This window comes from Sulfurimonas sp. ST-27, from assembly GCF_048081595.1.
GTDB lineage: Bacteria > Campylobacterota > Campylobacteria > Campylobacterales > Sulfurimonadaceae > Sulfurimonas > Sulfurimonas hydrogeniphila.
Genome location: NZ_CP182226.1, coordinates 1,283,993 through 1,302,814 on the forward strand (window position 1 = coordinate 1,283,993; position 18,822 = coordinate 1,302,814).

The window sequence follows — 18,822 nt, forward strand, 5'->3', positions numbered from 1 at the left end:
ATTCTCCCTATACTAAAGCATCAGCTAATGTAAAAATCCATATCATAAGTGTAACCAATAAGCTTAACAGAACTAAAGTCGCACCGGCATCTTTTGCCTGTTTTGCCAAAATATGATACTCGTTAGTCACCAAATCCACAACTCTTTCAATGGCACTGTTTGCGACTTCTGCCAACACAGGTATAAACAGTGAAATAAAAAGGATACTTGAGTGTACAAAACCTACCGGCAAACTCCAGGCAACAATACCCATCACCGCAAGCATAAAAAGCTGCCACTTAAATGATGTTTCATTTTTCACTATATCTATAAAACCCTCTACTGCATACATACCATTTTTATAAAGATTATGTTTTGGTTTATTCAGCTTCATATTTTTCTCTCATTTGTAAAATTATATCCCGTAACTCTTTTGCTTTTGTATCAATCGGCAGAGGATTTCCAAAATAGATTTTAACTACTCTGCGCTTAAAAATATTCCTTTTGGCACCTTTTGGCCTATATTTTGCAAAAGAACTGCCAAATATACCTTTATCTATATAAAAAGGAACAATAACACCCTCATAATCTTTTGGAATCAGCTCATACCCTCTCTTAAACTCATGTATATTTCCGTCCTGTGATATTTCGCCTTCCGGAAACAAAGCGACAATGCTGCCTTTTTTTAATCTTTTATGTGCCTCTTTCATTGCATCTTTGAATGCTCTTGGCGAAAGAGGGATTGCTTCCCCCTTTTTAAAAACAGCGTGAAAAAATTTCCAGTTATAAATATCTTTGTCCATCATATAATTTATTCGTCTTACTATAGGCAACTGCAATAAAATCCAGTCAAGCCAGCTGACATGATTTCCCAGTAATAAAACAGCTTTGTCCTCCGGGATATTTTCTAATCCTATGTAAATATATTTATGCCGCAATGCCGCAATAAGACCCATAAGTGAAAAAAACATCTCTACTACATATCTTTTATATAAATTACGTATCAGATAAATGCCTATCATCCCCATAAAATAAAAAAGCAGTTCAGCGTTCATCCCGAAATATGCGAATATCGTTGTCAACAATAAAAAAGTAAACATAAATATGTTTTGTATAAAATTATTTGCTGCCAAAATAATTCCAAGATGTACACGTGAAGCCAGATACTGAATTCTTGCATTTAACGGTACCAAAATAAATGCTGCAAAAATACCAAAGAGTGTAAACATAATTGCAATAAATGTCATAGAGTGCAAAAACGGCACACTCAAAACAATAAGCGTTATAATGGTTGCCCCTATCCCCGCCAAACCGACATTGATATAAAATCTTGAGAGTTTTGCAACCATAACTGATCCGACAACAATGCCTATCCCTGCAAGTGCCATCACACCTTGCACATAAATAGTGTTGGTTACATGTAGCTCATCTTTTGCATATTCGCCAAATACAGCCAAAACAACCTGTGATATTGACCAGAAAAGACTGAGTGCGATAATAGCATCAAAGATTTCTCTGTTTCTTCTGACTGTTTTAATGTTTCTGAACAAATAGACACCGCTCACATACTTTTTTAAGCGAAAATCCCGTTTGCTCGCTTCTATCATTTTATTTGGCAGTTTTGAGGCTAAAAACCACTCAATTATCGAACCGATCACCAAAAGCCAGCCCAGAGGCGCAACAGTTTGCAAAATTTGGGACTCTGTTACCAAAGTATCCCTGTACATTCCCTCAAACAAAACCGTATAAAAAATAATACCGCCAAGAATTGCAACGGTTGTGATTGCCTGAACAGCACTGTTGGCACTGCTGAGAAATTTCACACCAACCAACTCTTTTATATATCCGTATTTCGCCGGGCCGTAAATTGCACTCTGCATGGCAAGCAAAAAGGTTAAAATAAAAGCAAAAACAAAATACCCATGATAATAGGCATAGGTAATACCAAGGGTAATAATCACCGCAAAAAGAGCAGCATACTCCATAATTTTGTTTTTGGCAAATCTGTCTGCCAAGAAACCCGAAGGAGAAAAAATCAAAATAAAAGGAAGTAAAACCAAGGCATTAACGATTGCCGTCAAGACAATTTGTGTACTTCCGTCATAAACCTTAAATATCGTGTTTTGTATAATGATTTTATGCCCGAGATCTGTAAAAGCATTCAGAAAAACCACTGCAAGATAATTGATAACACCTGCTATTTTAAACATTTTCTTCTTGTGCTAAAAGTGTGCTCCATCCTTCATAATAGCCCTGCTCTTTTTTTATTGCTTCAAAAAGTTCATTGACAACTTTTTTTACTTCCTCTCTTGTCACAGCATGTATTTTGAGTAAAGCTACACCGTTTTCAAACTCTTCACTGCTTATCTCATCTTTGAAACTGAAACCTTCAAGAGATAAAGAGTTTAAAAATTTATTCTTTTGTGTAGGTGTATAAAAAGAGACATAATGCTCTACAGCTCTCGGAATTTCCGGATCATCCCCCTCTTCTTCAAGCAGAAAAATAATTTTTTCACTCTCTATATGACACAGTTCGAGTTCATTTGGAGCAAGGTTTTTATAATGAAAGTCCCATTTTGTATCACGAACTACACTGCTTTCATATATATAGTTTGCATCTTTGAGTATATTTGCCACAATTGCATCTGAACCTTTGGAGTCAAGCGCATAAAAATAAAGTTCACTCCAGCCATCTACAACCCTCGAACCGACATATTTTGCTTTGTCATCATGTTCCAATGCTATAATCAAAGATTCTTTGACATCCAGGTACTCTTCAAAGCCTTCCGCACTCTCATCCAAAGCATCAAACTTTATAAACACACTCAACAGCCATCCATACTTGTTACTGTAGCCATAGGCATGCAAATCAACTTCTATAAATACTTTTTTTCCGTCTTCGTTTCTTATAAATATTTCTCTCATATACTCTCAATCTCTTTTTTTCTTTATTATATCAAAGATTATTCTTTAATATCAATAATAATTATTAAAATTAAGAATATTTAAAAAGAAAAAGTATATAATTTCCGCATCAAAAAGATTTTGATAGTAAATATCACAATCAACAAAAAGGATAAAAAATGAAAAAGTCAAAAATCTCACTCGCCTTAGCGAGTATGTTATTAGTAAGCAGTGCCTCTTTCGGGGATGACAAAACAGATATTCTCAAGCTTCAACAGGAAGTGAAAGATCTCAAAGAAATGACACAGATTCTTGTTGATGAAACAAGTGATTTAAAAACCGGCTTTAATTATACCAAAGTTGATGAGAAAAAGCGTTATACCGGTCTAGGTAGTGCTGCTTCTAAAGTTTATTACTCAAAATCACCGTTAAGTATCGGCGGATACGGTGAAATGTATTATTCAAGTACACAAAAGGCTGGTTCTGAAACACAGATAAAAAGATTTATAACATATTTTGGATATAAGTTTGCTGACAATATCATTTTAAACTCGGAAATTGAGTATGAAGGCGGCGGAGTAAAAGCTACCAGTACAGGTGCGACCGGTGATACTGTAGCTGTTGAATTTATGTACCTTGACTTCATCGGGAACAAAAACTTCAATGCACGTCTTGGTAACTTCTTGCTCCCGATGGGTTTAATGAATGAACAGCACGAACCGACACTCTTTACAACGATACAGCGTCCAAATACAGCAAAGTATATTATTCCGACTACATGGAATACTTCAGGGGCAATGGTTTACGGTGAAATTGCAGATGGCATAGAGTATAAAGCCTCTATAGTCACAGCACTGCAGATAACGGATACCGGGGACAAGTGGGTAAGAAACGGCCGCGGCAGCGGGCGTTTAGTGAAAAATCCGGATGCAGCAGGACAGATAAGAGTTGACTACACCGGAAAAAGCGGTTTGCTTATCGGTGCTTCATCATACTTTTCAAAAGATTTGCTTATGGTAGATGTTCATCTTGACTACAAAATAGGCGCAGCAAGAATTTACGGTACCTATGCACAAAACAAAAGACTTGATACAAATGCAAGTCAACAGGTTACAGCAAATTACGGCGGTTTCTTAAATGCAAGTTACAATATTGCCTCTTTAATAGGTACAGACAAAAAAACACCTCTTTTTGTGCAATATGAACGATACAACCCGCAATCAGAAGTAAGCAACGGCGGAACTGCAGGTGATGCCATAACAGATGTGACACTTGGGATTAACTTTTTCCCACATGAGCAGGTAGTCCTTAAAGCTGAGTATGTTGTCTCAGACAATGCGGCGACAGGGAACATTACCGGCATATCTTTAGGTTTTGTTTTTTAAAAACATTCGGACATATTTTCTCCTTTATAAGGTTTTGCAGCAATTTTACTGCAAAACCCCAATTATTTTGCTAGAATTTTAAAAATAAAATATTTAAAGAATTAAGCTATGAAATATATTTCACTATTTATACTGCTATTGACACAACAGCTATCAGCCCAACTCCTTGTATCTCCTATTGATGCAATGAAAGAAAATTTTGATCTTAATGCAACAATTACCAAGAAGAATATTATTCTGACCCATGAGAAATTTAAAACAGTACAAAAAAATGCAGGTGTAAAACTGACTACAAAAATCTACAGAGTATATATAGCCGAAAAAAACGGAAAAATATTAGGATACGGCATACTTGTTAACAGAAAAGTTCGTTCCAAAAATGCAGTAACACTCTATTTTTTCAAAGACTCTGTTTTACAGGGGATAGAAGTCATTGCCTTTAATGAAACACTGGAATATCTTCCGCCAAAAAGATGGACGCAACAGTTTAAAAACAAAAAAACTGATAAGTTGTTAAAACTCAATCGTGAAATAACAAATATCTCAGGTGCAACAATGAGCGCAAAGAGTCTTACTGATGGTTCGCGTATAGCATTTGCCATATACAATATGCTCTATAAGGATAAATAATTGCGTTTTACTCTTATAAAAGACTTAAAGAAAGATTCATCGATCAAACCTATGCTCAACGGCTTGCTCGTTTTCATGCTTTTGTATTTTGCTGCTGAAGTTTTTGTAGATTCCAGCAACTTTGGTCTTTTTTATGAACAGGTAAAATTCACACTTTTTGGAAATGAAGAAAATTTCCTCGAACCCATCTCCGAAGCCTCGTTTTTGGAATATATTCATACCAAAATATTTTTCATGATGATGATACTTCTCACACTCAGTGCTATATTTATCCGCTTAACCGCAAATGACACTCTGAAACTTTTTTGCCTTAACAGTGTGATGACAAGTGCGCTGATTATGCTCATTGCCCTTACGCTTTCATATTATATACATCCTTTTTTTGTGTATATTTATCTTGTAACATATTATTTATGGCATTTGTGTGCATTTTACATGGTTATTTATTCATTATGGAGCCTTAATTTTGCAAAAAGCCTATAACCTTGCTATATTTTACTTTATTCTCTTTTCAATACTCCTTCTTATAAGCAGCAGTATTCTTTTTGCATCCAAGATCGGCTTCACGACTGAAGGTGTGTTAACATACTATCTTGGAAATGAAGCACTTTTCATAGCACCTAAAACACCAGGCGGCATACTGAAAATCATCTTGCCGCATATTTTTGCCTTTGGACTTTTCGTAATGGTTACCGTGCACTTTTTGCTCTTTACACACAAAAAAAGAACAAAAGAACTGCGACTGCTTACATCTGCTCTGTTTATACTCTCATTTTTAGAAATTTTTACACCATTTGCTCTTATAAACGGTTTTGAATCGCTTGCATTTTTAAAAATATTTTCATTTTTTTTCTTTGAAATTGTCATATTGTATACTTTGTTTATACTCTTTAAAAGTATTTTATATGATTAATTGGCTACAATATTTGCTATGAAAACACTTTTATTATTTTTATTACTTCTTATTACATGTAATGCTTCCTTTGCAAACGACAACAAAGTGTGTCAAAAATGCCATCCTTTAATCTATAAAGAATATTATGATTCCATTCACAGAAAGTCATCGCTTGCTAATGATGCAATATATAGAGCGGTCTTTGAGAAAGAACACAAAGAAAAAGAAAGAGGCAAATGCAACAGCTGCCATGCACCAAGCGCAAAAAACCTGCAACAGGAAAAAGAAGAACCGATATCATGTATCTACTGCCATACAATCAAAAATATTCAAAAATATGATGAAGCGAACAAAAATATTTTAACAGGAAAGAAAAAAGACTTCTTTAGTGCCCAAGAAGATAAAAGAAACAGATCCAAAGTTACATATGAAACAACAACTTCTTTTTTTGGTCTTATCAAACGCTCTAAAAATTCTCCTTATCACCAAATTGAATACAACAATGAAAACTACTATAACGGCAATGTCTGCATGGGATGCCATTCACATGTAAACAATGCGCATGATTTTGATATCATCATGCTTGATGCGTATATTGACAAAAAAGACAAAAATACCTGCATATCCTGTCATATGCCGCAAACCATGGGCAGCAAAACAACACTCAGCGACAGTAAGACTCATGCCTATCATGGCATAGCAGGTCTGCACAAACTCAGCAAAAGTCTCGGAAAATATATCAATTTTCATGTACAAAAACATGAAAAAGGCTTTCAGGTAAGCATTGAAAATCTTGCCAATCATGCTCTGTTCGGACAGGCCTACAGAGAAGGAGTCCTCAATGTTACAATCATTCGCGGAGCAGACAAAATAGTTCAGGAACCTTATATATTTACACGTATTTTCGGAAAAGGCAACAAAGAAAGTATGCCTTTTGAAGCAACAAATATTTTAAAAGACACCCTTATTTATGCGAAAAAAAATATTATTTACAACACAAAGCTGCAAAAAGGTGATAAAATTGTACTAACACTTGGTTTTCGGCTTATCTCAAAAAAAGCAGCAAAAGAGTTAAAGCTGCAATATAACAAAGAGCTTACCAAAATAAGAATTCTAAAAACTGAATCATTTAATTTTTAATAAACATATCAGTATATTCAGCTATATTTTTGCTTATAACAAGTTTTTTATCTGCTTGCAAAATAATGTAGCCTATCTTCTTAGAATCTAAAAATGCATATGTTTCTTTTATCGGCATAACACTCGCAGCCGTTGCATATGCATCGAGTGTTGCTGATGGAAGTTTTGAGACAAGCGTTATAGAGATAAATTTTTGTTCTGATTCTTTTGTTTTTGGATTAATGAGATGATTATACTTTGTGCTTTTTATATAACGATTATAATTTCCGCTTGTACTTACACCGCTGTTATGTATTATAAATGTAACCAAAGGATGTGTCACATCCAAAGGATTATTAACGGCAATTTTACAGCTGCCTATGCATCGAATGTCTCCGCTCAGGGCAACAACTGCCTTTTTCACCTTGTTTTGCAGTAAAAATTCACTGACTTTGTCTACTGCAAATCCCTTTCCCATACCGCCAAGATCTATTTTTACTGCATTGCCTAAAAAAGCCTCATCTTTATCAAATCTAAGCTCATTGACAGAAACAGAACTTTTTTCAAGTTCATTTTTCAAAGCAATACGCTCTTTGGCACCAAATCTGTATAAATCTTTCGTAATTGTTCCTATCGCAATATTAAAGTACCCGTGTGTTTGCTTATAGTATTTTAAAGAAAGCGTCAAAGCTTCATAAGAATACTTGTCTAAAGATGCATGTCTGTTTTGATTAAGTTGAGATATTGGAGAATTCTTTTTATAGGTAGAGAGCGAGTTATCGACCCTTTTGATAATCTCAAAAGAGGGTTTAAGAAATTTTTTATCTTCCTTGTCGACAGATATTGACACAAAAGTACCCATCAATACTTTTGTACGCTGTATCATCTGTGAATCTGCATTACATGTAACAAATACAGAGACAAGAAGAAAAAATTTGTACATCAGTTAAATATCAATAATCTCATTTACTTCAAGTCCAAATCCGCTCAGTCCTACAAAGTCGGTTTTTTTCATAGAAGTAATAAGATTCATTTTTGAAATACCAAATGATTTAATAATCTGCGCCCCTATTCCAAACTCTTTTATGGCCGCATTGTCCTGATGATGTGTTTTGTTTATAAAAACCAACAAACCGCTGTTTTGCTTCAGATATTCTATAGAATTGATCAAATTATTGTATTTCTCTTGTTGCAAAAGCAGTTCACAGTCAGGAATTACATTATGAACCCGTACATTTGCAACTTCTCCTGCATTGTAAAAAAGTATCGCTGTATGTTTTATACCATCATGGTCTTCAAATGTATGTTGCTGCACTTTGACACCGAAAAACTCTATCTCCTGCACCTCTGTCTCTTTTACAAGTCTTTCATTCGAAAGTCTATACTCAACAATATCAGAAATAAATACTGTATGCAGATCATGTTTTTTGGCAAAAATATCCAAATCATCACGACGGGCCATTTCACCGTTATCTTTAATTATTTCACAAATTACCCCCGCTTCACTCAGCCCTGCCAAACGGCACAGATCAACAGAGCCTTCCGTATGGCCTGTTCTTACAAGTGTACCGCCCTCTTTTGCAATGAGAGGAAAAATATGTCCCGGTTTTACCAGTTCATCCGGCTTTGAAAGGGGGTTGGCTAATATTTTTATAGTATCGTCCCGCTCTTTAGCTGAAATTCCTGTCAGTGCATCTTTAGCATCAACAGAGACTGTAAAGGCAGTTTCATACGAAGAGGTATTTGAACTCACCATAGGATTCAAATCAAGTCTGTCGGCAATAGACTTAGAAAGAGCAACACATATAAGCCCCCGTGCGTGCATTGCCATAAAGTTTACATGTGCCGGTGTAGAAAAGGCAGCTGCATAGACCAGATCGCCCTCATTTTCTCTGTCTTCATCATCAACCATAATAACCATTTTACCTTTTTTAATATCTTCTATAGCCTGTAAAACTCTTTCTATCGGTTTCATATTTTCTCTTTATTTATTAATATTTTTCTTTTCTTTATTATAGGAAAATTAGTATTAAAAAGAGTTCAAAAAAAAAATTAATACTTTTAATAAAAAACTCTTGACATAAAAGAAATTTTTGTCTATAATTTCGCTCACAAACACAGAGTAAAAGTGTTTGAAACACCGCGGAATAGAGCAGTTCGGTAGCTCGTCGGGCTCATAACCCGAAGGTCACAGGTTCAAATCCTGTTTCCGCAACCAATCTTTAATCTACAAAGCATTGGGGTATCGCCAAGCGGTAAGGCACCAGTTTTTGGTACTGGCATTCGGGGGTTCGAATCCCTCTACCCCATCCACTTTAAACTCCCTAAATTAGGCACTTTCAAAACTAAATCTTAAAATTGGCGGGATTTTTACTGACAATACGACTGACACTTACAGTAACATTTTTACAACTTTTCAAAATATACAACTTATCTATTCATCATCTATTTTTTGTTATAATAACTTATCTATTTAAGGAAGTATTTTATGAGTAAGAATCCAAACAATAAAAATATCATTTCAAAAATTGTATCTGTCTCTCAAGCTATTGAAGGATATACTACAACAAATACTTCTGTTATAAAAAAAGCTCAACTCCTTAGAAAAAAATATGGCATCAAAGTATCAGTTAGTAAGTAGTGAGTTTTACTACGATAACAGTGATGTTCCTAGAAACAAATTTAATATCAAAGACACAGAAACTGTCCATGAGATAGAAAGAGAGCTCCTGGAAGAAGCATATACTGTCTTTTTCAATGAACTTAACGAGAACACTCATTTTGATGAGATATATTTCATTTCACTACACAAAAGAACGTTTGAATCACTATATGATTGGGCTGGACTATACAGGGATTTCAACATGGCAAAAGGTGAGTCAAGATTTTGTCAAGGTGAATTTGTCAAAAGTTCATCTCAAAAAATATTTACAGATTTAGCTAATGATAATTTTCTCAAAGATTATACATCACGTCCAAAATCAGAGTTTGTAAAAAAGCTGGCTTATTACAAATGTGAACTTAATGCCCTACACCCTTTTTATGAGCTCAATGGGAGAATTACAAGGATGTTTATTGATATGATAGCTGCATATAATGGGTATCAGTTTATAGACTATTCTCACATTACTCCAAGTGAGTACATTGATGCTGCTATAGAGTGTGTACAGTTTGCAGATAGCTCAGCTTTAGAAAAAATCATTTTCAATGGACTATCGAAGTAGTAACTGTTGATAATTGGCGCTTGAATATCTAAAAAATGTGGCATAAGGTAACAGATGAAGATGAAATTAGATTTCTGGAGATGCTGTCTTGATTTTTAGGGGCATTATACATTTTAATATTGAACACCTTGCAAAAATTGCAAATGTATTAGAAGTAGATTTAACTGATTTTTTTCATGCTCTAAATCTAAAATAATCAAATAGCAAAGTTAATCACAGTCCCAAAATACAACAAAATACAAATAAATATTATAATTACAATTAACCTGTATCATCAAAAATATGTTATACTTAGGTAACTAAAGGAGGTAATTACAGATGCAAATATCTTTAAATATTCAAGATGATGTTTATCAAAAACTCAAGAGTGCTGGCATTGATATGCAATCAAAAATTAATGAATACCTTCTGAATCTAGTAGATAGAAAAGATGATTACTTAAACTCTAAGCAATTTCAAGAGGATAAAGCTTATTTCCAAAATGCTTTAGAAAATATTGAAAGTGGAAAGACAAAACCTCTTTCACATACAGAAGTATGGAATACAATAGAACATCATACTAGCAATTAAGTATGAAAATTATCTATGAGCCAAGGTTTATAAATTCTTTTAATAACATTTGGGACTATATTGCACAAGATAGCAAGAATAGAGCAAATCAATTTAAAAAAGGGATAAAAAAATTAATTGAAGATATACACCATATGCCTTACAAATGTAGAAAATCAATTTACTTTGATGATGATAATATCCGAGACTTGATTTATAAAGGGTATACAGTTGTATATAAAGTTGATGAAGAAAAATCAATCATTACAGTTTTAGGTATTAAAAAGTATAAAGCAGAATTGTAGGTCACTTTAATTTTTAGGGGTATATTTTTATTTTGTATTTAAAAAATACAATAAAACAGGGATACAGTGAAACCCTCTACCCCATCCACCCCTTAAAACCCCTAAAATAAGCACTTTAAATTTGAATTGGCAGAGCAAGAATCCGAACAATAAAAATATTATCTCAAAAATTGTATCTATCTTTCAAGCTATTGAAGGATATACTACAACAAAATACTTCTGTTATAAAAAAAGCTCAACTCCTCAGAAAAAAGTATGGCATCAAAGTATCAGTTAGTAAGTAGTGAGTTTTACTACGAGAACAGTGATGTATCTAGAAACAAATTTAACATCAAAGACACTCAAACTATCCATGAGATAGAAAAAGAGCTCCTAGAAGAAGCATATGCTATCTTTTTCAATGAAATCAATGAAAGCACTCGTTTAACAACTGCTAAAGAGTTCAGGGTTTAATTTGGAAAAATGGCAACATAAGAGTGCACAGGCTATATTTAAACGCTTGTTTGTTGCCTCTTATGCCTGTTTGCTTGTATGAGAGACAGAACATACAAACAGTAAAAATATGTTGGAAATCAGAAAGTTTTTTTAGTTCGATTAAGCTGCAGGCTCGTAACCAGGAACAAGATATCTGATGTAGATGGAGTTTTGAGTTGTGTAGATACTTATGACTGAAGTACCGGTTCCAAAAAAACATTAATTTTCTTAACTTAATGGCATTGTGTATAAATAGCGGGTTAAAGAGAATTATAATTTCTCTTTAACCATATTGTCTAAATAAGTAAACAACTCCTGTGATGCTTTTTCTGCATCTTTAAATATTTTTATGATTTCATCAACTTTATCACTGCCAAGCATACGCATAGCTTTTGCTATATCATCATGCACTTTTTTATGCGGCTCTTGCAGGTTGGTATAAAAACTGCTTTTTCCAAATAGTTTTTTACCTTCATCTGCATACCATTTGCCTAGTCTGCATTGAGTATGGTCACTCAATTCAAATTTCAATTTCCCTTCAAGCATTGATGAATATGCATTGTTTTTATAGACCATATGATCAAGTTTAGCCATATTTGCAAAGAGTTCGTATCCTATGATTTCATTGTCTTTTGTGATAGCTTCACTGTTGGAAATCAACTGAGAAAGCGTGTCAACATAGTCCTCGAGTGTTTGCTGTGAACTTATGGAGTGTTCTTCAATTTTTTCACTGTTTTCACTCATATTCATCGAATTTTGCTTAAGTACACTTATATTTGCTTCTACCTCACTTGTAGCTTTTTGCGTTCGTTCTGCAAGCTTACGAACTTCATCGGCAACTACTGCAAATCCTCGTCCGTGTTCACCTGCACGTGCTGCTTCTATAGCCGCATTCAGTGCAAGCAGGTTAGTCTGGTCTGAAATATCTTTAATAAGAGAGATCACATTAAAAATTTCTTCAACATTTGCATTCAGTTCCTCTGCAGAATGCCGTGATTCTGAAACCATCTCTGTAATACTGCCAATTGCATCTTTAATGTTATCCGTAGAGTGTGTCACTTCTTTAATGACTTCGGATGTTTTGGCATTGAGTATATTTACCTGATTGACACTTTCAACACTCTGAGACATGCTGTTTCTTAAATTTTCTGCATTGTTGAGTGCACCGCTTATCATCTCTCCCGACAGCGCAAGAGTCAGTTTGTTCTTCTCGCCAATTTCCGCAGCATGTTTTGCAGAATCTTCAGCTCTTAAAGCTTCTTCTTTTGCTTCGAGTGCAAGCGCTTCGACTTTATCTAAAAAGGCATTGAAATTTTTACTCGCCTGCCCTAATTCATCTTCTGATACCACGGGAAGTCTCTTTGACAAATCAGCATCACCCTGTGCCAATTCATCAGCAACATTTGCAAGGTTTACTATAGGGTCAGTAATTGTTTTTTTGATAATGTACATTAAAAACAGTAAAATAAACAGATCAACCAAAGACATAATATATACTTGTCTCAAAAGAGAGTCTTCAGATTGAGAAATGACGCTGTTTACTTTATTGATATCTTCACCGATCAGTGCATAAGCAACAACATTGTTTGAAAAATCTTTTATAGGTTCTGAGACTATAAAATACTTATCAGTTATTTGTGGTCTATCTGTCTTCTCAATAGAAATATGAGCCAAATCATTAAAAAACTCTTTATTAACGACATTTTCTTTGACTGCAAGTGTAAAATTACCGACTTTTGGAGCAGATTTTAATGAACGTGCTGTTGAGAGATATTCGTTTTTCATGACAATGGCTATTTCGTATCCGTTGTTTTTTCTCGCAGATTTTATTATAGAATTTAAACCTTGCATAAATTCAACAGAACCTAAATAGCGATTATTGAGCTCAACAGGAGCTAAGCCTCTGAGTACAAGCCCTGCACGACCAAGCTCAATAGCGACAATAGGTTTTTTATCTCTTTTAACGGCAACTATTGTTTTTCTAAAAGAACTTAAATCATCTCCAAATTTCTTTGGCTTCCAAGCACGTAAAAAACTATGTACATTTGCATCATGTATATGTATTTTAATATTTTTATATTTTGTGTATTTTTTAAATTCCTGAGACAGGCTTTTTAAACCATTGATGGCAACAGTTCTGTTGTTTTCCATCAATGAGCGTATCACACTGTAATTTTGCGATATGTTTATAGCATTGGTAAGACCGATGTCTTCCTTTGCTTGCATTGCTTGCTTGTAGCTAAGATGCAAAGAAGCAGATTCTGAAGTATAAACCTCATGTTCCAAGTCTTTAATAGAATAATAGTAGTTCACCAAAATAACAATAAATCCTGCTAAAATAGAAACTACCAATGGTATATGTATTTTTTTACTGATTGACATGAAATTTACCTCCATTCCTGCAATTTTTTTTGACAGGTACTATTTTAATTTGCCGTTTCCATAGTGCTTAAAGAGATAGTCAGTCACAATTTTTTCATCTTCTTTTGTGATAGGTGCTTTAAAATGTACAATCATCTTCTCTATCTTTTTATGCCAAAACTCACGTGATTGAGGACCTTGGTTAATAATATATCCAAAAGAGTGACACATCAGACAGTTTGCCTGAACAGCATCAAATCCTTTACCCATTTTGATTTGATAAGATATATACGGGACTTCAATATCTCCCTTTACTTGTGCAAAGAGTGAACCTGCGGACAGTATTGCTATTAATAATAATTTTTTCATTTTTTCTCCTTAAACCACTTCTACTGTAACTTCATCAATACCATTGTACTTATATCCACCATGGTTCCATCCGATATCTTTTGCAAATGGCTGTTCATCTCCAAGACGATTAACTGCTTTTGCCATAAATGTCAGTTTTCCGTATTTTGTAGGTTTATATGAATACCTAAACTCCGTATAAGCATAACGTCCATTTTCTTGTTTGAGTTCTGCTTTTTCCCATGTTTTCCCACCATTAACAGAGACTAAAACTTCTCTAATTCCATGTCCGTCATCAAATGCCACACCTCTTACAACTACATGTGAATTATGATAGAGTTTCATCCCGTTTTCAGGATACCCTATCACTGATTTTACATTCATATTTGTTATTGGCTTTGTTGGTTTAAATTTATGCTTTGGCGTTTCACATTCACATTTATTGTCTGGAACACGGTATGCTACATCCATAAAGAAAAGAGATTTGTATTTATTTGTAACTGTAATATTACTTAACATTTTAACCCAACTGTCCGAATAGTATCCAGGAATAACCAAACGAAGAGGAAAGCCATTTAAATAAGGTAAATCCTCACCATTCATTTCATACGCAATAATGACATGATCATTTAACTCTTCAATCTCTAATTCTCTTACAAAATTCGGTGTTTCATAATAAGCTGCATTATCCTTACCGTTGAAACCGATCCAATGAGCATCTTTTTTCAAGCCTGCACGATTCAAAATATCACTTAACCGTACACCTTTCCATTTTGCACATCCCATAGCACCACTTCCCCATTGAATACCGCCTGCTATTGGTGTAAAAGCTGAACGGGAATTACCACCACATTGCAGTACTGCAGTTACTTCAACTTGTTCAAAATCATTTTTCAACTCTTTAAGAGAAATTTCCAACTCTTTTTCAACCAAACCATCGATTTTAATAGTAAAAGAATCTGTATCAATATAAGTCGGAATATCCGGAAGGTGCCATCTGACAAAAAATTCATCATTTTCAGTGATGCCGCGTGCAAATGTGCTTCTTGGTGATTCCAAAAGCGGTGGTCTGTCCGAATAGGTTATCAATGGTCTTTTTTCAGGGAAAGCCATATCAGAGACTTTTCTGGTATCAATTGGCTGATGTGTTTCACCGGCTGATAATGCAGTTGTACCTAAAATAGCAGCTGAAGCAGCCATAGAAGTTTTAAGAAATTCTCTTCTTTTCATATTTTTCCTTATAATTGTTATTTTGGTTTGGATTATATCGACAAATATTTAAAATGACTTAAAAGAGCTTTTTTTCCAATCTTTTTAAAAGATTTTCAAGCTCTTTGTATGATGTTATATAATCCGATTTTATCGCTTCTATTTCTTGAATCACACTGTTTAATTGAGAAAATATTTTTGGAAAACTTGCTGTTGTTTTTTCAAGTTCCTGCATATTCTTCACTGATAAAACAATCTGTTTTATTATCATTTCACTTTGATTCTTGACATTTAACAGTTTGGCTTCACTCTCGCTTAAAGTTGTATTTATACTGCCGGTATGAGATTTTAAAAGCAGTATCTCACTTTCAAAATCTTTTATCAAAGCAGACAGTTTATTTGATGTTTCTAAAACAATATTTTGCTCTTCAACTCTCTGTATATATCTGTCTGCATGTATGATGCTCTCAAGTTGTGCCAATTGCATTTTCATAAACTGCGATTGTTGTGTTTGATGAAAAATGTTCATAATTACATATAAGATTAAAGCAAAAAGAAGAGGAAAAAGAGATTCTTTGACAAGTAGTAAAATATCTGCATACTGTGTATGTAAAATAAAATGGACAAGTGTAGCAATCACTCCAATAGCAAGAACAAGAGGAGCATAGTTAATTTTGTCCGGACGTTTCAAAATTGCTATTTGTCGTAAAAATAAAATGCCCATTACAATAAAAGCTATCAGTAGATCATTATGAAACATTTTGACATCCCTCCTCAACCGAGTTAGGATTTATTGTATCATAATTTATTGTAAAACGATATCTACTATTTCTTTTGGATCTTTTACTACTACGGTATGTGTTCCATGCGCAGAAAATCCCCATGCTGCAAAAATCGCTTCAATGCCGGCATTGTGTGCACTTTTAATATCTTTTGAATTATCCCCCACCATCCATGCCTTATCTTTTTTTGCATCATAACTGTAAAAATTCAAAATCTTGTGTATCATATCGGGATGCGGCTTTGATGCCTGTACTTTATCTGCACCGACTATCATGTCAAACAGATCGGCTACATGTAAATGTTTCAGCATTGTCAGGGCAAACTGTGTCGGTGCATTTGTCGCAACTGAAAGCTTTACCCCCTTTACATGTAACCGCTCAAGCATCTCTTGGACACCATCATAAAGGTAAGGATGTTCTATACACTGCTCTTTATAATGTTTTTCAAAAAGAATTCTGTCTTTTTCTTCATAGATTTCAGTATTGTAAAAGAGTTTAGGAAGATTTCTTACCTCTTTGTTAATAGCATCCACTATAAACTCTTCGCTTAGTGGAGGCAGGTTATGATTTGTTTTTCTTACATAATTGACTGAGATGGTAATATCTTTTTTTGAATCAATCAATGTCCCGTCCATATCAAATATAACTATTTTTTTCATGATTTCATCTTTTTATAAATTTCCACAAGTGCTTCAACAAACAAATCACTGTCATTTGGACATTTACAGACTCTATACTCTTTAAATCCCAAATCCTGTGCTATTTCTCTGTACTCTACATCCAGCTCATAGTCTGTTTCCGAATTGTCAATAGTAAAGGCGATAGGAAAAATGACAACACCCCTGTTTCTGACTGTTTTGAGTTTGTCCTCAAGTGAAGGTTTGAGCCACTCCATACGCCCTACTTTTGACTGGTATGCCAAATGAACATCATGAAATGCCATCCCTTCTTTTTGCATCATCTCTTTTAAAATTTCCACATGACGTTTCACATGTTTTTCATACACATCTCCCGCATCTATAATTTTTTGCGGAAGTCCGTGTGCTGAAAAAACAATGTCAAAATCACGATACTCACTCTCTCCCACTGTATTTTGAATACTTTGAATAACTGCCCTGTTATATGTTTCATTTTGGAAAAAATGTTTTATTTCCACCAAAAGTGCATTGCCTTTACTCTTGTGATAGCACTCTTCAAAATCTTCAAGAGAGGACTTTGTCGTCGTTGTAGAGTATTGCGGATACAAAGGAATCAAGTATATTTTGTCCACATCCTCTTTAGCCAGTTTTTCCACTACTTCACAGGCAAAAGGCGGTGTATATCGCATGGCAAAATCAACTATAAATTTTTCACCCAGTTTTTTTTGCAGTTTTGACACAAGATTTTTTGTATGCCCCACTATAGGCGATTTTCCGCCAAGTTCTCTGTATATCTCCTGAGATGCTTCCGCACGGTTAAAGACAATCAGTCCGCCAACCATTTTTCTCACAAGATTGCTTTTCATCGTCAGTATGTTTTTATCTGCAAACATATTTTTTAAAAACATTTCTACTTCATTCAGGTTGTTTGGACCACCCATATTCAGTAATACTATTGCCTCTTTTTTCAATCTACTTCCTATTGTATATATACACTCAGCCAGACAACGACTTTTTTTGTTTTGAGAAGTGTATGCTTTGTATTTGCAGCTATAAACAGAGTATCACCGCTTTTTAATTTGTGTACTATACCATTTATTTCCAATTTTGCACAACCTTTGAGAACGACAAGCCATTCATCTCTCTCCTCAACAAAGGTTTGCGGAGTTTTCAGGGTGTTGCTTACTATAGTTTTTATTTCTACATTTTTCTTTTTTAAAAGTGTTTGAAATTTCTCACTGTCAGGTTCAGGCAGCTCATAATCAAAAATATTACTCATCTTCGACTCTCAGGCTGACTTCATACATAAACTGTTGCAGAGGCAGCATATCTTCATAAATTTCATAAAGCCTGTTTATAAGCTTCTCCCCGTCTTCTATAAGATGCGGGTCGAGTATCGTATAGGTTGCCATACCTTTATAAAGGCTCAAATCAGCATGTTCCATATCAGCATGAAATCCTTTAGGAAAACGCTTATAGCCTTTTTCAAGATGGGTGTAGTTTTTGTTTTTTGCTTTGATAACTTTAAGTATATTTGCGAGTTCGGCACGTTTGGCATCATTTTTAATGGTTTGCCGAAAAGCATCAAGCATCGGTTTTTCAAACCAGCGTACACCCACGGCTACATAAAGTTCTTCAGGCGAAAAGTGCAGATAAAAAGAGGAGCTTTGCATTCTCTTGCTGTTTCCCTGCCAAAATATTATGCCGATGCGCTCTTTTATAGGCATTGCAAGCGCATTTGGACGTCTTGAATCACGGTAGATTCTATACAGAGATTTGTTGATTTTTGGTATTGCGTTTATGGATGGTTCAAGTGCCTGCAGATGCTCTCCCATCTCTGTGACAAAAGCACGGGAGGGATTGAGAATGAGTGTTTCGTACTCCTGTTTATGAGCCGAAAACCACTCTTTGTTGTTATTTTTTCGAATTGCTGCCAAAAACGGCAGTGTTTTTTTACTAAAACCTGTAAACTCCAAAGGTATTTCCTTTTTTACATTACAAATATATGTGTCAAACTAAA

The 18,822-nt window shown here is 34.5% G+C and carries 23 protein-coding genes and 2 tRNA genes; 12 read left to right on the forward strand and 13 right to left on the reverse strand.

The window, feature by feature from the left end; genetic code table 11:
- Positions 1–7: 7 nt before the first annotated feature.
- The 3 genes from ACM66U_RS06810 to ACM66U_RS06820 are packed head-to-tail and all read right to left on the reverse strand — an operon-like array spanning position 8 to position 2,904.
- A complete protein-coding gene (locus tag ACM66U_RS06810; RefSeq protein ID WP_418640389.1) occupies positions 8–373 on the reverse strand; it encodes a diacylglycerol kinase in 366 nt (121 codons plus the stop codon).
- The gene (locus tag ACM66U_RS06815; RefSeq protein WP_418640390.1) at positions 360–2,189 is read right to left on the reverse strand and encodes an MFS transporter; all 1,830 of its coding nucleotides are present in this window, start codon (positions 2,187–2,189) and stop codon (positions 360–362) included. Before ACM66U_RS06815 ends, ACM66U_RS06810 begins: the two co-directional genes overlap by 14 nt.
- Positions 2,182–2,904 carry a ribonuclease E inhibitor RraB gene (locus tag ACM66U_RS06820; protein ID WP_418640391.1) on the reverse strand — a complete coding sequence of 241 codons (723 nt, stop codon included), beginning with the start codon at positions 2,902–2,904 and terminating at the stop codon, positions 2,182–2,184. Before ACM66U_RS06820 ends, ACM66U_RS06815 begins: the two co-directional genes overlap by 8 nt.
- Positions 2,905–3,062: 158 nt before the next feature.
- Between ACM66U_RS06820 and ACM66U_RS06825 the strand changes: the two genes are divergently transcribed.
- From ACM66U_RS06825 to ACM66U_RS06845, 5 genes are all read left to right on the forward strand, one after another.
- Complete coding sequence (locus ACM66U_RS06825) at positions 3,063–4,268, forward strand: porin (RefSeq protein WP_418640392.1); 1,206 nt, start codon at positions 3,063–3,065, stop codon at positions 4,266–4,268.
- Positions 4,269–4,376: 108 nt separating this feature from the next.
- The gene (locus tag ACM66U_RS06830; protein ID WP_151900178.1) at positions 4,377–4,898 is read left to right on the forward strand and encodes an FMN-binding protein; all 522 of its coding nucleotides are present in this window, start codon (positions 4,377–4,379) and stop codon (positions 4,896–4,898) included.
- Positions 4,899–5,381 carry a hypothetical protein gene (locus ACM66U_RS06835; protein WP_346388834.1) on the forward strand — a complete coding sequence of 161 codons (483 nt, stop codon included), beginning with the start codon at positions 4,899–4,901 and terminating at the stop codon, positions 5,379–5,381.
- Positions 5,365–5,811 carry a hypothetical protein gene (locus tag ACM66U_RS06840; RefSeq protein ID WP_418640393.1) on the forward strand — a complete coding sequence of 149 codons (447 nt, stop codon included), beginning with the start codon at positions 5,365–5,367 and terminating at the stop codon, positions 5,809–5,811. Before ACM66U_RS06835 ends, ACM66U_RS06840 begins: the two co-directional genes overlap by 17 nt.
- Positions 5,812–5,829: 18 nt before the next feature.
- On the forward strand, positions 5,830–6,933 hold the full coding sequence (locus ACM66U_RS06845) for a multiheme c-type cytochrome (RefSeq protein WP_418640394.1): 1,104 nt from the start codon (positions 5,830–5,832) through the stop codon (positions 6,931–6,933).
- On the opposite strand, the gene ACM66U_RS06850 is transcribed toward ACM66U_RS06845, so the two are convergent.
- Positions 6,923–7,855, reverse strand: a complete 933-nt coding sequence (locus ACM66U_RS06850; protein WP_418640395.1) for an FAD:protein FMN transferase — start codon at positions 7,853–7,855, stop codon at positions 6,923–6,925. The two genes, ACM66U_RS06845 and ACM66U_RS06850, sit on opposite strands and share 11 nt — an antisense overlap.
- A 3-nt stretch (positions 7,856–7,858) precedes the next feature.
- Positions 7,859–8,887, reverse strand: a complete 1,029-nt coding sequence (locus tag ACM66U_RS06855) for a bifunctional 3,4-dihydroxy-2-butanone 4-phosphate synthase/GTP cyclohydrolase II (protein WP_418640396.1) — start codon at positions 8,885–8,887, stop codon at positions 7,859–7,861.
- A gap of 166 nt (positions 8,888–9,053) precedes the next feature.
- Between ACM66U_RS06855 and ACM66U_RS06860 the strand changes: the two genes are divergently transcribed.
- The 7 genes from ACM66U_RS06860 to ACM66U_RS06890 all read left to right on the forward strand — a co-directional run bounded on the left by ACM66U_RS06860 (position 9,054) and on the right by ACM66U_RS06890 (position 11,443).
- Positions 9,054–9,130, forward strand: a tRNA-Met gene (locus ACM66U_RS06860).
- 20 nt (positions 9,131–9,150) lie between these two features.
- Positions 9,151–9,225 (forward strand) — tRNA-Gln (locus tag ACM66U_RS06865).
- A 175-nt stretch (positions 9,226–9,400) separates the two neighbouring features.
- On the forward strand, positions 9,401–9,553 hold the full coding sequence (locus ACM66U_RS06870; RefSeq protein WP_188110057.1) for a hypothetical protein: 153 nt from the start codon (positions 9,401–9,403) through the stop codon (positions 9,551–9,553).
- Entirely contained in the window at positions 9,525–10,136 is a 612-nt protein-coding gene (locus ACM66U_RS06875) for a Fic/DOC family protein (protein ID WP_151900176.1), read from the forward strand. Before ACM66U_RS06870 ends, ACM66U_RS06875 begins: the two co-directional genes overlap by 29 nt.
- A 318-nt stretch (positions 10,137–10,454) precedes the next feature.
- Entirely contained in the window at positions 10,455–10,706 is a 252-nt protein-coding gene (locus tag ACM66U_RS06880) for a hypothetical protein (protein WP_151900175.1), read from the forward strand.
- 2 nt (positions 10,707–10,708) lie between these two features.
- Positions 10,709–10,990, forward strand: a complete 282-nt coding sequence (locus ACM66U_RS06885) for a type II toxin-antitoxin system RelE/ParE family toxin (RefSeq protein ID WP_346388841.1) — start codon at positions 10,709–10,711, stop codon at positions 10,988–10,990.
- A gap of 255 nt (positions 10,991–11,245) precedes the next feature.
- A complete protein-coding gene (locus ACM66U_RS06890) occupies positions 11,246–11,443 on the forward strand; it encodes a hypothetical protein (protein WP_151900173.1) in 198 nt (65 codons plus the stop codon).
- Positions 11,444–11,734: 291 nt separating this feature from the next.
- Here ACM66U_RS06890 and ACM66U_RS06895 read toward each other — a convergent pair whose 3' ends face one another.
- The 8 genes from ACM66U_RS06895 to ACM66U_RS06930 are packed head-to-tail and all read right to left on the reverse strand — an operon-like array spanning position 11,735 to position 18,778.
- Complete coding sequence (locus tag ACM66U_RS06895) at positions 11,735–13,846, reverse strand: methyl-accepting chemotaxis protein (RefSeq protein ID WP_188110056.1); 2,112 nt, start codon at positions 13,844–13,846, stop codon at positions 11,735–11,737.
- Between the two features lie 39 nt (positions 13,847–13,885).
- On the reverse strand, positions 13,886–14,194 hold the full coding sequence (locus tag ACM66U_RS06900; protein WP_151900171.1) for a sulfite:cytochrome C oxidoreductase subunit B: 309 nt from the start codon (positions 14,192–14,194) through the stop codon (positions 13,886–13,888).
- 9 nt (positions 14,195–14,203) lie between these two features.
- The gene (locus ACM66U_RS06905; RefSeq protein ID WP_151900170.1) at positions 14,204–15,403 is read right to left on the reverse strand and encodes a molybdopterin-dependent oxidoreductase; all 1,200 of its coding nucleotides are present in this window, start codon (positions 15,401–15,403) and stop codon (positions 14,204–14,206) included.
- A gap of 58 nt (positions 15,404–15,461) precedes the next feature.
- Positions 15,462–16,142 carry a hypothetical protein gene (locus tag ACM66U_RS06910; RefSeq protein WP_418640397.1) on the reverse strand — a complete coding sequence of 227 codons (681 nt, stop codon included), beginning with the start codon at positions 16,140–16,142 and terminating at the stop codon, positions 15,462–15,464.
- 45 nt (positions 16,143–16,187) lie between these two features.
- Entirely contained in the window at positions 16,188–16,823 is a 636-nt protein-coding gene (locus ACM66U_RS06915) for an HAD family hydrolase (protein ID WP_346388844.1), read from the reverse strand.
- On the reverse strand, positions 16,820–17,773 hold the full coding sequence (hemH, locus tag ACM66U_RS06920; protein ID WP_151900167.1) for a ferrochelatase: 954 nt from the start codon (positions 17,771–17,773) through the stop codon (positions 16,820–16,822). Before hemH ends, ACM66U_RS06915 begins: the two co-directional genes overlap by 4 nt.
- A gap of 8 nt (positions 17,774–17,781) precedes the next feature.
- Positions 17,782–18,081: a cupin domain-containing protein gene (locus ACM66U_RS06925; protein WP_151900166.1), complete on the reverse strand. Its 300-nt coding sequence runs from the start codon at positions 18,079–18,081 to the stop codon at positions 17,782–17,784.
- Positions 18,074–18,778: a DUF2461 domain-containing protein gene (locus ACM66U_RS06930; protein WP_151900165.1), complete on the reverse strand. Its 705-nt coding sequence runs from the start codon at positions 18,776–18,778 to the stop codon at positions 18,074–18,076. The genes ACM66U_RS06925 and ACM66U_RS06930 overlap by 8 nt, the downstream gene beginning before the upstream one ends.
- Between the last annotated feature and the right edge of the window lie 44 nt (positions 18,779–18,822).

Coding starts and splice junctions, on each gene's coding strand:
- ACM66U_RS06810 (WP_418640389.1), bottom strand. CDS start 373: ATGAAGCTGAATAAACCAAAACATAATCTTTATAAAAATGGTATGTAT.
- ACM66U_RS06815 (WP_418640390.1), bottom strand. CDS start 2,189: ATGTTTAAAATAGCAGGTGTTATCAATTATCTTGCAGTGGTTTTTCTG.
- ACM66U_RS06820 (WP_418640391.1), bottom strand. CDS start 2,904: ATGAGAGAAATATTTATAAGAAACGAAGACGGAAAAAAAGTATTTATA.
- ACM66U_RS06825 (WP_418640392.1), top strand. CDS start 3,063: ATGAAAAAGTCAAAAATCTCACTCGCCTTAGCGAGTATGTTATTAGTA.
- ACM66U_RS06830 (WP_151900178.1), top strand. CDS start 4,377: ATGAAATATATTTCACTATTTATACTGCTATTGACACAACAGCTATCA.
- ACM66U_RS06845 (WP_418640394.1), top strand. CDS start 5,830: ATGAAAACACTTTTATTATTTTTATTACTTCTTATTACATGTAATGCT.
- ACM66U_RS06850 (WP_418640395.1), bottom strand. CDS start 7,855: ATGTACAAATTTTTTCTTCTTGTCTCTGTATTTGTTACATGTAATGCA.
- ACM66U_RS06855 (WP_418640396.1), bottom strand. CDS start 8,887: ATGAAACCGATAGAAAGAGTTTTACAGGCTATAGAAGATATTAAAAAA.
- ACM66U_RS06870 (WP_188110057.1), top strand. CDS start 9,401: ATGAGTAAGAATCCAAACAATAAAAATATCATTTCAAAAATTGTATCT.
- ACM66U_RS06875 (WP_151900176.1), top strand. CDS start 9,525: ATGGCATCAAAGTATCAGTTAGTAAGTAGTGAGTTTTACTACGATAAC.
- ACM66U_RS06880 (WP_151900175.1), top strand. CDS start 10,455: ATGCAAATATCTTTAAATATTCAAGATGATGTTTATCAAAAACTCAAG.
- ACM66U_RS06885 (WP_346388841.1), top strand. CDS start 10,709: ATGAAAATTATCTATGAGCCAAGGTTTATAAATTCTTTTAATAACATT.
- ACM66U_RS06890 (WP_151900173.1), top strand. CDS start 11,246: ATGGCATCAAAGTATCAGTTAGTAAGTAGTGAGTTTTACTACGAGAAC.
- ACM66U_RS06895 (WP_188110056.1), bottom strand. CDS start 13,846: ATGTCAATCAGTAAAAAAATACATATACCATTGGTAGTTTCTATTTTA.
- ACM66U_RS06900 (WP_151900171.1), bottom strand. CDS start 14,194: ATGAAAAAATTATTATTAATAGCAATACTGTCCGCAGGTTCACTCTTT.
- ACM66U_RS06905 (WP_151900170.1), bottom strand. CDS start 15,403: ATGAAAAGAAGAGAATTTCTTAAAACTTCTATGGCTGCTTCAGCTGCT.
- ACM66U_RS06910 (WP_418640397.1), bottom strand. CDS start 16,142: ATGTTTCATAATGATCTACTGATAGCTTTTATTGTAATGGGCATTTTA.
- ACM66U_RS06915 (WP_346388844.1), bottom strand. CDS start 16,823: ATGAAAAAAATAGTTATATTTGATATGGACGGGACATTGATTGATTCA.
- ACM66U_RS06925 (WP_151900166.1), bottom strand. CDS start 18,081: ATGAGTAATATTTTTGATTATGAGCTGCCTGAACCTGACAGTGAGAAA.